This is a genomic window from Chitinophagaceae bacterium, assembly GCA_030053935.1.
Classification (GTDB): domain Bacteria; phylum Bacteroidota; class Bacteroidia; order Cytophagales; family JASGCU01; genus JASGCU01.
The window spans coordinates 1-17,013 of sequence record JASGCU010000051.1; the positions used below are offsets into that span (position 1 = coordinate 1).

The following is a 17,013-nucleotide window of genomic DNA, read 5'->3' on the forward strand; positions in this document are numbered from 1 at the left end:
TAAAAGTGCGAATAGCAGTAAAACCTGTTCCCGCATTGTTTCTATACAGAGTATTTGCTATAAATACATCTGCAAAGCCATCCCCATTATAATCTCCAAAAGCTATTACATTACTTGCACCTACAAAAGTAAAAAAAGACGAAAAGCCCTCCTCGTCGTTATTCTTATAAAATATATTGGAATAAAGAAGATCTTCATCGCCGTCATTATCAATATCCACAAAAGCCGCCGCACTATTTTCTTCCCCTGCAAAAGTAAAGCCATTGCTTGTTTTCTCTGAAAATGACTGAGCAATGGAATGATTTGTAATACACAAAAAAATGAGAATACGTATTTTTTTCATTTTAAATACACGTTAAGTAAAAGATAGTATATGTTATTTTAAACATAATATAAATATAGTATTTTTTAGGAAGAAAACAAAATAATGCACAAAGTAGGGTTTATAAAATTGATTTTATTGTTTGGAATAGAAAGAGCATGTCCAAAAAGTTTTTTTACACAAATATGAAATTTAAAATTTCTTGATAATCAAACAATTACAAAACGACAAGTGTATCAAAAGTGACTTTTCGGTCTCATACTCTTTTTTTATTACACACAAATGCCATAAAAGGATAAAAATCTGTAGGTTTGTGTTGCGCTTATTATTGAAAATAAAAAAATAATTTATAACTCATAATTACAAATGTATCTTATATTTGACACAGAAACAACAGGTTTACCTGCTCATCAAAACGCTCCTTTGAGCGAATCTCATAACTGGCCTCGTGTAGTGCAGATAGCATGGCAAGTGCATTCTCCAAAAGGGGCATTAGTATCGCAGAACAATTTTCTTATCAAACCCGTAGGTTTTGATATTCCTTATAATGCCACTAAAACACATGGGATAACCACCGAGCGTGCTTTATTAGAAGGAGAGGATTTGAGAAGGATTATGCTTCTTTTTAAAAATGATTTGGAAAATTCACAAGTTCTGATTGGGCACAATATTGAATTTGACATAAAAATAGTGGGAGCAGAATTTTTTCGCTTGGATATAGAAAATATTTTTTCAAAAATAAAATGGTTTGACACCCAAAAAGACAGCACAGAGTTCTGCAAGTTACCCGGAGGACGAGCAGGGAAATACAAATGGCCTACCCTTTCAGAATTGCATACCAAACTATTTGGAGTAAGTTTTGAAAATATGCACGATGCTACTTTCGATGTGCATGCAACTGCTCGATGTTTTTTTGGACTTATAAAACACGATGTTTTCATTCCAACCATCCCTAAAGAGGAAATAGAATACGAAGCACCCCAGCTCAATACTTCTAATTTTACTAAAGCAGAAGAAAAAAACAAAACAAAAGAAATAATATCTTCTGCTCCAACAAATACATCTGTGAACTCCTCATTCGTTCATGTCCATGTCCATAGCCAGTATTCAGTCCTCACCTCTCTCGCATCAGTCCAAAAAATAGTAGAAAAAGCAAAAAACATGAATATGCCCGCCGTAGGATTATCAGATTTGGGAAATATGTTCGGTGCTTTTCATTTTTTAGCAGAATGTGAAAAAGCAAATATAAAGGGGATTTTAGGTTGCGAATTCTATGTATCAGAACAACGGCTCACCAATAAATTTACCAGAGATACCCCTGATAAAATGACGCAACAAGTTCTTTTAGCAAAAAACAAACAAGGATACCACAACTTAGTAAAACTCTGCTCTTTGGGCTATTCAGAAGGAATGTATGGGCTTTATCCACGTGTTGATAAAGCCTTAATACAAAAATATAAAGAAAATATAATAGCACTGAGTGGCAGCGCAAAGGGAGAAATCCCCGATGCAATACTCAATCAGGGTGAGATGAAAGGAGAAGAACTTCTTCTTTGGTGGAAAGAAAATTTTGGAGAAGATTTTTACATAGAGATCATCAGAAATAAGGCAGATGAAAAAGAGCAATACCTAAACAATGTCTTATTAAAATTCGCACATAAACACAATATCAAAATTATAGCTGCAAATGAAATTTTTTATTTAGAAAAAGAAGATGTGCGTTCCCATGAAATAATGCTTTGCATCAGAGACGGAGAAACTATGGATAGCCCTACGGGTACTGGTCGTGGAAAACGATTTGTCCTGCCGAGCAATGATTTTTATTTCAAATCATCTCGGGAAATGGAGCAATTATTTGCTGACATCCCTGAAGCAATCCATACTATTCAAGATATATTAGACAAAACAGAAAAATATGTTTTACAAAAAGATGTATTGCTTCCCAAATTCGATATCCCGAAAGAATTTGATTCTCAAGAGGATTATTTACAATACTTAACCTACGAGGGAGCAAAGAAACGCTATCCACAAATAACCCCCGAAATAGAAGAAAGATTAACATTCGAATTAGAGATTATAAAAAGACAAGGGTATGCAGGGTATTTTTTAATAGTAGAAGATTTTATATCCTATGCAAAAAAAAATGGAGTATGGGTAGGACCAGGAAGGGGATCCGCAGCAGGATCTCTTGTAGTATATTGCATTGGAATCACCAACATAGACCCTTTATTATATGGCTTACTCTTTGAAAGATTCCTCAACCCCGACAGAGTATCTATGCCCGATATGGATATTGATTTTGATGATGAAGGCAGAGATAAAGTATTCCAATACGTCATCAGTAAATACGGAAAAGAGAAAGTAGCTCAAATTATTACATATGGCAGTATGGCTACCAAGTCCTCTATACGTGATTGTGCAAGAGTTCTTAACTTAGCAAGCGAAGCAGAATCTCTCTCCAAACTTATCCCCGAAAAAGCAGGAATTACAATAGAAAAAGCTATCCAAGAAGTAAAAGAATTAGACATCATATTCAAAGGCAATGATAATAAAAGCAAGCTTCTCCAAGAAGCAAAAAAATTAGAAGGAACTATTAGAAATACAGGGGTACATGCCTGCGGAGTTATTATTTCTCCCGACGAGATAACCAATCATATTCCCACCAGCGTAGCAAAAGATGCAAAACTCAGCGTAACTCAATTCGATAACGAAGTTATTGAAAAAGCAGGAATGCTCAAAATGGACTTTTTAGGACTCACCACTCTTTCCATTATGCGAGAAGTACTCAAAAATATACAAAAACGACGAAAAATAAACATACATATAGATGACTTACCATTAAATGACACATCTACTTACAAATTATTCCAACAAGGACTTACAAACGGAATATTCCAATTTGAATCTGCGGGAATGCAAAAATACCTCAAAGACCTCAAACCCGATAACATAGAAGACCTTATTGCAATGAACGCCTTATACAGACCAGGTCCCATAGATTATATCCCTTCTTTTATTGAAAGAAAACACGGCAGAGAACCCATAAAATATGAAATACCCGATACCAAAGAAATTTTAGAAAAAACATACGGCATCACAGTATATCAAGAACAGGTTATGATCCTCTCTCAAAAACTTGCTTCTTTTACCAAAGGACAAGCGGATTCTCTCCGAAAAGCCATGGGAAAAAAAATCAAAGAAACATTAGATAAGTTAAAACCCGACTTCATCAAAGGATGCAAAAACAACGGATATGACGTCCATACATGTGAAAAAATATGGAAAGATTGGGAAAAATTTGCCGAATACGCATTCAATAAATCACACGCCGCCTCTTATGCTATACTTGCTTACCAAACCGCCTATCTCAAAGCAAATTTTACCCCCGAATACATGGCTGCACTCCTGTCATATTCTTCCGATATAGAAAACATCTCTTTTTTTATAGAAGACTGTAAAAATTTTGACATAAAAATCCTCGGACCACACATCAACGAATCACAATATAATTTTACAGTAAATGAAGAAGGGAGTATAAGATTCGGAATCGGCTCACTCAAAGGAGCAGGAGAAGCAAACATACGCTCCATAATAGAAGAAAGAGAAAAAAAAGGACACTTTAAAGATATATGGGACTTCGCCGAAAGAACCGCCGAAACATCTCTCAATAAAAAAACTATTGAAGCACTCGCTAAATCAGGGTCTTTTGATTGTTTCACCGAATTTCACAGAAAACAATACTTAGAACCATCTCCCAACACCAATCAAACTCTCGTAGATATCATCTTAAAATATGCCCAAAAAAAACTTCAAGAAACACAAGGGGCTATAAACTCTCTCTTCTCCTCAGGAAATAATGCCTCCCACTTTTCCAAACCTAAACTCACAGATATAGAACCTTATACCGAAAAAGAAAAACTAGACATAGAAAAAGAAATCCTCGGACTCTACATTACAGGACATCCATTGGACATGTATCACATAGATATACAATATTTTTGCAACACAAACGTCAGCCAACTTTCCAAATTAGAAACAATAAAAAACATACCTAAAATTACCATCGCATGCATAGTCCAAGATGTAATCCAAAAAATAGCCAAAACGGGAAACCCCTACAACATCCTTACCATAGAGGACTATACATCATCTTACCAATTGTATTTCTTTACAGACCAATACAATAAATTCCAACAATATTTTGTGAAAGGAGCATTTATATTTATAGAAGGGAAAGTGCAAAACAGATACAATAAAGAAAACGAAATAGAATTCCGAGTCACAGATATACATTTTTTAGAGCATATAAGAGAAAAACTCATTAAAAACATCACCATTACCCTGAACTTATCCGATATAAACCACCATCTTATAGAAGAAACCTATAAAATTTTACATCAAAATAAAGGAAAATACCCCATCAGAATAGTAGTAAAAGAGACAACAGAATCATTACAAACGGACCTCATCGCATCAAAACTCCCGATAAATATGAGCAATCAATTCATAAGCCAAATAAAGAAAATACCCGAACTACAACTCTTTGTGAATACATAAAAAATTATTAGACACCTTGCATAATGTATAGATTATTATATCCAAAAAAATACGAAAAAGTAAAACAAAAAACAATGGTAAAAATAAAAGAAATCAGTAAAAAATTTCAAGAAAAACAAGTTTTATTTCAAATATCGGGATCATTTGAAAGAGGAAAAACAAATCTTATAATAGGAGCGAGTGGAACAGGTAAAAGCGTGCTTTTAAAATGTATGGTAGGATTAGTGAAGCCAGATGAAGGGAATATTTTTTTTGATGGAGTAAGTTTATATGAATCAGATAAATTCTCACAAACAGAAATACGAAGAAAAATAGGAATGCTCTTCCAAGGAGGCGCTCTTTTTGATTCTCTGAATGTGCAAGAAAATATCATGTTCCCTATCCACATGCTTACTAAAATGCCCCCTCAAGAAAAAATCCAAAGGGTAAATTTTTGTTTAGAAAAAGTAGGACTAGTAGGAATAAATAAAAAAATGCCATCCGAACTCAGCGGTGGAATGAAAAAAAGAGTAGGTATAGCAAGAGCTATAGTTAATTATCCCGAATATCTTTTTTGTGATGAACCAAACTCCGGGCTAGACCCACAAACTTCCATTAAAATAGATACTTTAATCTATGATATTACAAAAGAACTTAATACTACCACTATCATTGTAACCCATGATATGAACTCCGTGATGGAAATAGGAGAAAATATAATGTTTATTTATCAAGGAAAAAAGCTATGGGAAGGAAATAATACAAATATTATATACAGCGAATGCATGGAGTTACATGACTTTATTTTTGCTAATAAATTTATGCGATTTTTTAAAGATAATAAGAAATAAAAAAATATTTTAAAGAAAAAAGAGAGTACCCGAAAAACTTTTGGAACTTTTTTATTGGTGAAATAAAATGAAACCCTGTCATTGAATATGTATCTGTTTTTTTTAGTATTAATCCATAAAATCCTTATTTTATTATACTTATTCTTTTTTAAAAAAGAAGGGAAACATCCATAATAGTAAAAATTAAAAAATCATAAATCTCAATCAAAATATTTATAAAATGGTTGCATAAAAAAACTGTCTTTTCGGATCCCCATCTCTTTTTCAGATTATTCAATTATTTATTTCTCTACAATAAAAAAAGACGTAAAAAAAGACGTAAAAAAACGAAAATATATTACAAAATGTTATTTTTTTGTTTTTTTTGCTAACATGGGCTTTCGTATTTATAATATTGGGATATTTTTATTTATAAAAATTATTTGTTTCTATTCTATTAAAAATGATAGTCATAAAATTTGGGGGAACATCGGTTGGATCTTTAGAAAATTTTCGTAAGTCGGGTGCAATTATAGAAAGTTATGTAAAAAAGAAAAAAAAGTTTTGTGTAGTGGTTTCGGCTATGCATCAGGTAACCAATAAACTCATTACCGTAGCAAATAAAGCATCTATACAGGATGCAAGTTATTTGGAAGACGTGAAATCCTTAAAAGAAGGGCATTTGAAAATTATACAAAACCTTACCAAAGGAAAGTGGTTAGAAGAGGGAATAACCACAATAGAAAAGCATTTTCAGGAATTAGAAAGTTTATTGAACGGAGTGTTTTTAGTAAAAGAATTAAGCCCTCGGAGTTCTGACCTTATACAGAGTTTTGGAGAAAGACTATCTAGTAATATAATGACATTGTACATGAGGTATAAAAAAATCTCCTGCATATACTTAGATACTCGGTCTGTCATAAAGACAGACGGAACTTTTGGAAATGCAAAGGTAAATTTTAGAAAAACAGAGCTGCTTACCAAGAAAATATTCTCTCAATATTCGGACAAAATAGTTATTTGTAGCGGATACATTGCCAGCACCGAGAATGATGAAACGACTACTTTGGGCAGAGGAGGATCTGATTACACAGCATCTATCATTGCATATAGTTTGCGTGCAAAAAGTATAGAGATTTGGACAGATGTAGATGGAGTTATGACCGCAGACCCACGTAAAGTAAAAGATGCTTATACGCTCCCACGCCTTACTTACATAGAAGCGATGGAAATGTCTCATTTTGGAGCAAAGGTTATTTACCCTCCTACTATCCAACCCGCATTCTCTAAAAATATTCCTATTTGGATAAAGAATACTTTTAATCCAGATGCCAAAGGCACTCTCATAGATAAAAAAGGAGATTCTCGAAAACTACCCGTGAAAGGGATTCCTTGCATAGAAGATATTACTATCTTGAATGTAGTGGGTTCCGGAATGATAGGCGTTCCAGGTATTGCTTCTCGGCTTTTCAGATCCTTGGCAGATAGAAATATCAATGTGATATTGATTACCCAAAGTTCTTCCGAACATTCTATTACTTTTGCTGTGACCCCCAAAGATGCAAAACTATCTCAGGAAATTATTCACAAAGAATTTGCACAAGAAATAAGCCATAAAACAATAGAAGACGTTTATAGAGAAGAGAACCTTTCTATACTTGCAATTATAGGAGAGAATATGAAAAACACACCAGGTGTGACAGGGCGTCTCTTTCAAACACTCGGAAGGAATGGTATCAACGTAATTGCCATTGCACAAGGATCATCTGAATATAATATCTCTTTGGTTATAAATAAACACCATCTCACAAAAGCAATAAATTCCCTTCACGAAGCATTTTTTCTTTCCCATATTAAAACTATCAATATATTTTTGGTAGGAATTGGGCTTATTGGAACAAGTTTATTACAACAAATACAAGAACAATACGAGCATCTTATCGTCAGAAATAAATTAAAAATCAGAGTCATTGGCATTACCAACTCTAAAAAAATGATTTTTGACATAGACGGTATAGAATTAAAAAATTGGAAAGATACTATAGAAAATAACTCAGAAGAATATGGTATGGACACATATATAACAAGAATGAAAGAGTATAATCTTACCAATCCCGTCTTTGTGGACTGCACTTCCAGCTTAGAATTGGTGCATCATTACGAGGATATTCTCTCTTCTAATATCTCTATTATTACTCCTAATAAACTTGCTAACTCTTCTGACTATACTCTGTATGAAAATCTTCATAAAATATCTCTCAAAAAAGGGGTAAAGTTTTTATATGAAACCAATGTGGGAGCGGGTCTTCCTATTATACGAACTCTTCAAGACCTTATTTATAGTGGAGATGAAATTATAAAAATAGAGGGTATTTTATCAGGAACACTTTCTTATATTTTTAATAATTTTAAAAAAGGAACAGCTTTTAGTGATATCGTCCGAGAAGCCCAAGAAAAAGGACTGACAGAACCCGACCCCAGAGAAGATCTCAAAGGTATGGATGTGGTAAGAAAAATTCTCATCCTCTCAAGAGAAGTAGGGTATAAATTAGAAATACAAGACGTAATTTTAAAACCCATTCTCCCCGAGGAATGCTTTAATACTCCAAATATAGAAGCATTCTATCAAGAATTAAAAAAACATGACAGAATAATGGAAAATAAACTGCTACTAGCAAGAGATAAAAGAAAAAAACTCCGATTCATTGCCAAATTAGAGAAAAAGAAAATCACTGTTTCCCTCCAAAATGTCAATATCAAACACCCTTTTTACAATCTCTTCGGAAGTGATAATATTGTTTCTTTTACCACAAAAAGATATTCCCAACGCCCATTAGTTGTGAAGGGACCAGGAGCAGGAGCTGAAGTTACCTCTGCGGGTGTCTTTGCTGAAATCATTAGTTTGAGTAGTTCTTTCATACAAGATAATTATACTTACGAAGACGAAAAGTAACATTGAGAATATGAAAAATAAAATTACGGCTTTTGCTCCTGCTTCCGTAGCAAATCTGAACTGTGGTTTTGATATTTTGGGATTAGCAATACAAGAACCCGGAGACGAAGTTACCGTATCTATCAATAACCAAAAAAAAGTTCGTATTACCTCTATAAAAGGAGATAATAATCGACTTCCTTATAACCCCGCAGAAAACACAGCAGGAGTAAGTATCTTATCTCTTTTAGAAGAACTCAAAGAAAAAAAAATATTTGATGGAGGAATAGATATAGAAATAGTAAAAAAAATGCCCTTTGGAAGTGGTTTAGGATCCAGCTCCGCAAGTGCGGTTGCAGGAGCAGTAGCGGTAAATACCCTTTTAAATAATCCTCTCTCCAAAGAAGATTTATTGAAACACGCAATGGCAGGAGAAAAAGCAGCAAGCGGACAAGAACATGCAGACAACGTTGCCCCTTCTTTACTCGGAGGTATTATACTCATCAGACAATACAATCCTCTGAAAACCCTCTCCCTTCCAATCCCTCCCCATCTCACCATCGCAATTATTTACCCTCATATAGAAATAAAAACAGAATACGCGAGAAAAATGCTACCTTCTGCAATACCAATGAACAAAATGATAGCCCATACCGCACATTCCGCTACTTTTGTAGCCGCTCTCTATAATAATGACCTCACAATGCTCTCCGAATCTATGAAAGATATTATTGTAGAACCCGTTCGTTCTAAACTTATCCCTTGTTTTGATACCATAAAAAATATTGCTTATAATTTTTCTGATGTTATTTCTTTTGGTATCTCAGGGTCAGGACCATCTCTCTTTTTTTTATTCAAAAATAAAACCCAAATAGAGACCATTACTGAAAAAGTCCAATCTCTTTTCACTCAAAATAATATCCAATCTACTCTTTACATCTCTCATATAAATAAAGAAGGAGCAAAGATACTTTGAGACTTAAAGTATGTTCTAAAAAATATTTGTTTAGAACATACCAAAAAAGAAAGCATCCAAAAAATTACTTTTGATACATTTATAATTTTGTAACTGTTTGATTATCAAAAGAGTTAAAATTAAATAGTTGCAGAAAAAAAAGAATTTTCAGACACTCTCTTTTTCTGAGATTGATCTATTATTTATATAGTAAGGATAAAGAGAGAAATAATATCATTTTCTTTATAAAAAATAACCCCTGAATTTTGCTCAGGGGTTACGAGGTGTAGTGAAAAGTAAATTAGTAATTTTTAACTACAAGCATCACTGAGTTTTTTACCAACTTTGAACCTCACTACATTTTTCGCTTCTATATTAAGAGGTTTTCCCGTTTGGGGATTTCTCCCTACTCTTGCTTCTCTCTTAGATACACTAAACGTCCCAAAACCTACGAGAAGCACCCTATCATTTTTTGCTAATGCTTCGGCTATTCCATCTACAAAAGCATCTATTACCTGTGCTGCTTGGTTTTTTGTCACCCCCGCCTTTGGAGCGATGTAGTCAACTAAATCTGATTTGTTCATAAAATATAATATATTTATTAAGGATTAATTAGTTATTTGAACTTTACTTTAATAATAAAGAAAATCTATTTTGTTTGTAATATTACATTTTTTATTTATTTATTTATATTATCACATTATATTATTACAAAAACCTTTGTTTTTCGTTAAAAAAAATTTTTTTTCTTCTAAAAATAGAAATTATTACGTGAAAATGCAATAATGAGAGAGCCATTCACAGAGAAACAAATATTTTTCTGATACAATAGAGAAAACATATCATTAAATAACTATTCTTTTTAATAGAAAAGATGAAATTATAGAATAAAAAGAATAATTTTATTAGTTTTGCGTATAATATAAAAAACACATAAGCTCATATAACTAAAAATACTTTAGATACAAAAAAATAAGAATACAAGTATGAATCTTTTTATAAGTATTGTTCCTTTTCAAAAACAGGCATCTTTATTTTTTGCCCTTATGAAGCCACGTCTTTCTTTTCTTGTTTCTTTTTCCTTTGGTTTTGGATATATTTTAGCAAGTAATGAAAAGATAAACATAGTTTTATTTTGTATATTATTTTTGAGTAGTTTTTTAATATCCGGATGCGGAGTAGCTATAAATCAAATATTAGAAATAAAATATGATAGTGTTATGGATAGGACAAAAGACAGACCTCTTCCTACCTATTCGTTAACGAAAACGGAGGCAAAATACTTTGCTTTCGTTGTGGGTTTTATGGGATTAACCATACTCTATCTTTTCTCCAATATTCTTACTACATTTATAGCATTGTTTTCTCTTCTGATATATGCATACGTATATACCCCATTAAAAAGAGTAGGAGTTATAGCAGTTTTTGTAGGAGCAATTCCCGGGGCTCTGCCGCCGTTATTAGGTTGGACTGCCTTTTCAGGAAGTATAAGTTATGAAGCATTGATTATATTTGGTATTCAATTTATATGGCAATTTCCACATTTTTGGGCAATAGCATGGGTGTCAGATGTAGATTATAAGAAAGCTGGCTTTCAATTGCTCCCTTTTGGAGGAAAAAAAGATTTAAAAACAGCCATTATTATAATGATATACGCATTATTTTTAATACCCATTGGACTATTACCTGCATATTTTCACATTACAGGGATTAATTCAGCGGTTATAGCTACTATTTGCGGGGTTTTATTTTTATTGCAAACCTTTATACTCATTCGTGATCGCTCTGATAAAGCAGCCACAAATCTTATGTTTGCTTCTTTTATTTATTTACCCGTAGTTCAAATATCGTTTCTTTTTGATAAAACATAATACTTAATAATATGACAACCTCTACAGAAATTCAAAACACAGATTATATAAAAAAAGATACTATTTTAAAAATGAATCCAAAGAAATTTGCACTTTGGCTTTTTATTGTTTCTATCATCATGATTTTTGCTTCTCTTACCAGTGCTTATATTGTAAAGAAGTCAGAAGCAGAATGGCTTATTATAGAAATACCTTTTCTTTTTTTCTATTCCACTCTCATAGTTGTTATAAGCAGTGTTAGTGTTCAAATAGCATATTTTTATCTTCTAAAAAAGAAAAAAAATAAAACCATAGTATTTCTTTGTACAACCATCTTTTTAGGAATGTTTTTTATATGTATGCAGTGGTTAGGATGGATTCAGCTAGTTTCTTATAACATTTATTTTGTAGGGAATCCTGCGGGGTCTTTTATTTATGTTTTGAGTGGGTTGCATGGTATGCACCTTATCGGTGGTATTATTTTTCTTATAATTGTTCTTTTTCTGATATTACAGAAAGAAAAATATTTTCAAGATGCCTTGTGGATGCAATTATGTGTTACTTTTTGGCATTTTTTAACGTTTTTATGGGTATATCTTTATTTTTTTTTAATATTAAACAATTAATTTTATTATCAATTTTTTATGTCAAACACAATTACATTATCATCTTATACAAAAAATCTATGGTCAGGGGGAGTGGAACCCATGAGGGTAAGCTATGGAAAGCTTATGATGTGGTTTTTTTTACTATCGGATGCATTTACCTTTTCTGCTTTTTTAATTGCTTACGGGACAACGCGGATAAGCTTTCCTTCTTTTGAAGGAGATGTAAAAGAGTTTGTATTTTCACAGAATTACTGGCCCCTTCCCGAGAAAGTATTTGATGGAGTACCATTTTTTCATGGGGTATCTATGCCATTAGTGTTTGTAGGAATAATGACTTTTGTGCTTATACTCAGCTCTGTTACTATGATATTAGCGGTGGAAGCGGGGCAACGTATGGATAGAAAAGGAGTAGAAAAATGGATGCTTTGGACTATATTAGGGGGATTAACATTTCTCGGATGCCAAGCATGGGAATGGTCTCATTTTATTGCGGGAACGGAAGGAGGAGGAAAAATGCTTGATGGAACAATATTTTACGGTGCAAACTTGGCACATAATCAATACGGTCCTCCTAATTTTGCGGCATTATTTTTCTTTATAACCGGATTTCACGGATTTCACGTTTTTAGCGGAGTTTGCTTGAACTTCCTTATATTTTATCAAGCCGTAGTAGGAAAATTAGAATCCGTAGGACATTACGAAATGGTTGAAAAAGTCGGTTTATATTGGCACTTTGTAGACCTTGTTTGGGTATTTGTTTTTACTTGTTTTTATCTCATTTAAATGAAAAATTATTATGAAAAATTACAATTATCAAGAAAAAAATAGAGAAATTCAACCTATTAGTAAAGAAAAAGCATTTCTTATATTTAAGGTAACCCTTATCCTTTTTGTGGTTACAGTTATAGAATTTATCATAGCTTTTGTGATGGATGCAGGAACAGTAAGAACAGGTATATTTCTTGTACTCACTATTTTAAAGGCATTTTATATAGTAGCAGAGTTTATGCACTTAGGACACGAGAAGAAAACATTAGTATATGCAATATTGCTTCCTTTTATTTTTATTGTATGGCTTATAATTGCTCTTCTGTATCAAGGAGCAGATATTTTAAATACTTTAGGAATATAAAATAATATTATGAAAGCTATGAAAGTTTTTACTTTTATTTTTTACAGTTGTATTGCCCTGTTATTATTTTTTATGCTGGATAGGAGAATTTCTAACGTTCCACCATTAGGAAAATTTTTTGATCCCCTCCATGGATTTTGGAAAAATAGTGAAAATGAGGCATTGAAAATACCGCCTACACTCCAGTTAAAAGGGTTGAAAGAATCTGTTAAAGTATATTGGGATAAACAATATATTCCACATATTTTTGCAAATAATGAGTATGATATGTATTATACACAAGGGTATATAGCAGCGTTTCATAGATTATGGCAGATGGAGTTCCAGATGAAAAAAACAGCAGGTAGACTCTCTGAAATTTTAGGAAGTATTACCCTACCTATTGATAGGGAACAAAGAAGAAAAGGTATGGTCTACTATGCACAAAAACATATCGAGCATATTGAAAAAGATACTACTATTATGAAAGTGCTGCAACCATTTATTGATGGTGTCAATGAATATATTTCACATCTCGGATATAAAAATTATCCAATAGAATATAAACTCTTAGATTATAAACCCGAAAAATGGGACATACTCAAAATGGCACTCCTACAAATGGAAATGTCAGACCAACTTTCATCGGGGAACAGAGATTTAGAAAATACAAATTTAGTACATATATTAGGAAAAGAAACGTTTAACTTTCTTTTTCCCGAAAAATATTCTGCTCTCTCTCCCGTAGTAAACAATTCTGAAAAAGGATATACATTTGATATTCTCAAAACATCAAAACCTGATGAAAAAATACCCACAGAAAAAATAATAGAAACTATATCACAGCCAGATCCTTTGAATGGAAGTAATAATTTTGCCGTATCACCTCAAAAAAGCTACAGCGGAAATGTGCTTCTTGCAAACGAACCAGATTTAGGATTAAATTCCCCCTCTCTATGGTATGTATCACATCTGAACTGCCCTACTGTAAATGTTATGGGGGCATTATTCCCAGGGCAACCTGGAATTATTATAGGATTTACTGATTCTATTGGATGGGGATTTACAAATTCTCCACGTGATGTAGTAGATTTTTATCTCATAGAATTTGCAAATTCTAAACGAGAAGAGTATAAGTATAACGAAAAATGGCTTAAAACACAAACCGTATTAGAAAAAATTAAAATAAGAGGCGAAAAAACTTTTATAGATACTGTTCTCTATACACACTACGGACCTATTGTATATGATAGAAACTTTAAATCAAGCAGCCAAACAACTAATTTTGCTATGCGATGGGTTGCCCACGAGCAATCAAATTTTTTTAGAATATTCTACACTCTTAATAAAGCGAAAAATTATAGTGACTTTTTAGAATCCCTGTCTTATTTTGACTCTCCCGCTCAAAATGTTATTTATGGAGATGTATTTGGAAATATTGCTATATGGGTAGAAGGAAAATTTCCTCTTAAATGGAAAGAACAAGGAAAATTTCTTATGGACGGAACAGATAGCAAATACGAATGGACACAATTTATTCCCCAAGAACAGAACGCATACGAACTGAACCCTAAAAAAGGATTTGTAAGCTCCGCTAACCAGTACCCAATAGATACTCTATACCCATATTACGTATATGATGATAATTATGAATATTATAGAAACCGACGTATAAATAACGTATTAGGAACGCTTTCCAAAATAACCATTCAAGATATGATGGATTTGCAAAATGATAACTTCAACCTCAAAGCATCCGAAAATACTTCTTTTATGCTGGAGGGATTAGACACTATTTTTATGGACAAAAAAATGTATAAAATCTATAAAGATCTCAAAAAATGGAACTATGAATACCAACATAACAAACCCGAAGCAGTGTATTTTGAGGTGTGGTGGAATAAAATGTACGAACAATTATGGGACGAATTTGATACTATGAAAGTAGCTGTTTATAAACCATCTTCTTTTCATACCGCACATATTTTAAAACATTACCCAACGAATCCTTTCATAAATATAGTATCTACTCCCAATACAGAAACTCTTTCCGATATATTAAAATTAAGTTTTTATGCAATGGTAGATTCTCTCAATAAATGGGAAAAAGCAAATCCCGACAAACTCCTTACCTTGGGAAACTTTAAAAATACCACTGTTACCCACCTTCTCAGACTGAAACCTTTTAGCAAAGAAGGTATAATGATAGGAGGAAACGGTAATACTGTAAATGCCGCAAGTCATAAACACGGACCCTCATGGAGAATGATAGTAGAATTAGACAAAAAAGGAGTAAAAGCATACGGAATATATCCCGGAAGCCAGACAGGAAATCCAGGCAATGTATCCTACAACTCTATGATAGATGACTGGGCAAAAGGAAATTACTATCCCCTTTTATTTAGTAATGATGAAAAATACATTCAAAATAAATCTTTATTTATACAAACACTAAACCCTAAAAAATAATGAAATTTATAGTCCAAGTAGCATTAACCATTATTCTTACTTATTTTTTAGAATTATATTTTCCATGGTGGGTTATTTTTATAGTTCCTATGGGAGTATCCATTGTTATTCCTAACACATCTTTATCGTCTTTTCTCAGCGGATTTTTGGGAATAGGAATACTATGGTCATTTTTAGCATGGAAAATAGACATAGATTCCCATTCTTTTTTTTCTTCTAAAATATCTGAATTATTCTCTATCCCCACTCATTATCTTTTTATAACATCGGGCATTATTGGAGCAGTTTGCGGGGGATTAGGAGCATTGGTAGGAAATAGCTTTATAAAAATTTTTAGAACCACCAAAAAAAGTAAATACTGAAAATATCCTAAATATATTGGATGTATGACAGATATTTTTTATAAAAGAGATAAAAGAAAAAAATATGGAAGAAGAAATAATCATAGGAATTGATTTAGGAGGAACGAGTACAAAAGTAGGGTTTGTAAAAAAAAATGGAACTATTCTTTTTCAAAAATCAATACCTACCAAAGCCGATAAAGATATTCATGAGTTCCTTACAGATTTAAAAACACTTATACATTCAGGACTAGAAGAACAAAAAAACCTCACAATAATAGGAGTAGGTATAGGTGCTCCCAATGCAAACTATTATAAAAATACCATAGAATACGCTCCTAATCTACACTGGGGAGAAAAAGTTCCTTTTGGAGAACTCTTCAAACAATATTTTTCATATAAACTCATCATGACCAATGATGCCAAAGCAGCAGCTATTGGAGAAATGGTATATGGAAATGCAAAAAAAATGAAGGACTTCATAGTCATCACATTAGGAACAGGCCTTGGAAGTGGAATAGTATCCAATGGGTTATTAGTATATGGACACGATGGATTTGCAGGAGAAATGGGACATGTCATTGTAAATCCCGAAGGACGACTTTGTGGGTGTGGAAGACGAGGATGTCTCGAAACGTACGTATCCGTTACCGGTATTAAAAGAACAGTTTATAAATTACTCGCTGATTATACCCAAAAAAGCATTCTCCGAGAAATACCATTTGATTCTTTAGAAGCAGAAACTATCACAGAAGCAGCCAAAGATAAGGACTTTATTGCAATGAAAGCTTTTGAATATACAGGACAAATGTTAGGATTAAAACTTGCCGATGCCGTCACTTATACCAGCCCTGAAACTATTTTTCTTTTTGGAGGCTTAGTAAAAGCTGGGGATCTTATACTCAACCCTACAAGAGAGAGTATGGAAAAAAACATGTTCCCCGCCTATAAAAATAAAATAAAAATACTCCCATCCGGACTAATGGATAAAAACGCCGCTATACTCGGTGCATCTGCAATCGCATGGAAAGAATTTACTACTGGGGAGTTCTAAAAATT

The 17,013-nt window shown here is 32.8% G+C and carries 13 protein-coding genes; 11 read left to right on the top strand and 2 right to left on the bottom strand.

Going from position 1 to position 17,013, the window contains the following annotated elements:
• Positions 1-343, bottom strand: a 343-nt coding sequence (locus tag QM536_06350; GenBank protein ID MDI9356624.1) for a VCBS repeat-containing protein, incomplete at its 3' end; no start/stop codon positions are given.
• A gap of 345 nt (positions 344-688) precedes the next feature.
• Between QM536_06350 and dnaE the strand changes: the two genes are divergently transcribed.
• From dnaE to QM536_06370, 4 genes are all read left to right on the top strand, one after another.
• A complete protein-coding gene (gene dnaE / locus QM536_06355) occupies positions 689-4,879 on the top strand; it encodes a DNA polymerase III subunit alpha (GenBank protein ID MDI9356625.1) in 4,191 nt (1,396 codons plus the stop codon).
• A 74-nt stretch (positions 4,880-4,953) separates the two neighbouring features.
• A complete protein-coding gene (locus QM536_06360; GenBank protein ID MDI9356626.1) occupies positions 4,954-5,709 on the top strand; it encodes an ATP-binding cassette domain-containing protein in 756 nt (251 codons plus the stop codon).
• A gap of 442 nt (positions 5,710-6,151) precedes the next feature.
• Entirely contained in the window at positions 6,152-8,641 is a 2,490-nt protein-coding gene (gene thrA, locus QM536_06365) for a bifunctional aspartate kinase/homoserine dehydrogenase I (GenBank protein MDI9356627.1), read from the top strand.
• 10 nt (positions 8,642-8,651) lie between these two features.
• A complete protein-coding gene (locus QM536_06370; protein ID MDI9356628.1) occupies positions 8,652-9,596 on the top strand; it encodes a homoserine kinase in 945 nt (314 codons plus the stop codon).
• Positions 9,597-9,886: 290 nt separating this feature from the next.
• Here the strand turns inward: QM536_06370 and QM536_06375 are convergent, their stop codons facing one another.
• Entirely contained in the window at positions 9,887-10,159 is a 273-nt protein-coding gene (locus QM536_06375) for an HU family DNA-binding protein (protein ID MDI9356629.1), read from the bottom strand.
• Between the two features lie 402 nt (positions 10,160-10,561).
• Here QM536_06375 and cyoE point away from each other — a divergent pair, with 402 nt between their 5' ends.
• The 7 genes from cyoE (at position 10,562) to QM536_06410 (ending at position 17,008) form a co-directional block, all read left to right on the top strand.
• Positions 10,562-11,446 carry a heme o synthase gene (cyoE, locus tag QM536_06380; GenBank protein MDI9356630.1) on the top strand — a complete coding sequence of 295 codons (885 nt, stop codon included), beginning with the start codon at positions 10,562-10,564 and terminating at the stop codon, positions 11,444-11,446.
• Between the two features lie 11 nt (positions 11,447-11,457).
• On the top strand, positions 11,458-12,051 hold the full coding sequence (locus QM536_06385; protein ID MDI9356631.1) for a cytochrome c oxidase subunit 3: 594 nt from the start codon (positions 11,458-11,460) through the stop codon (positions 12,049-12,051).
• Between the two features lie 18 nt (positions 12,052-12,069).
• The gene (locus QM536_06390; GenBank protein MDI9356632.1) at positions 12,070-12,816 is read left to right on the top strand and encodes a cytochrome c oxidase subunit 3; all 747 of its coding nucleotides are present in this window, start codon (positions 12,070-12,072) and stop codon (positions 12,814-12,816) included.
• Between the two features lie 13 nt (positions 12,817-12,829).
• Positions 12,830-13,165, top strand: coding sequence for a cytochrome C oxidase subunit IV family protein (locus QM536_06395; GenBank protein MDI9356633.1), 336 nt, complete (start codon positions 12,830-12,832; stop codon positions 13,163-13,165).
• 9 nt (positions 13,166-13,174) lie between these two features.
• Entirely contained in the window at positions 13,175-15,613 is a 2,439-nt protein-coding gene (locus tag QM536_06400) for a penicillin acylase family protein (GenBank protein ID MDI9356634.1), read from the top strand.
• Entirely contained in the window at positions 15,613-15,975 is a 363-nt protein-coding gene (locus QM536_06405) for a hypothetical protein (protein ID MDI9356635.1), read from the top strand. The genes QM536_06400 and QM536_06405 overlap by 1 nt, the downstream gene beginning before the upstream one ends.
• Before the next feature lie 64 nt (positions 15,976-16,039).
• Entirely contained in the window at positions 16,040-17,008 is a 969-nt protein-coding gene (locus QM536_06410) for an ROK family protein (protein ID MDI9356636.1), read from the top strand.
• Positions 17,009-17,013: the final 5 nt, after the last annotated feature.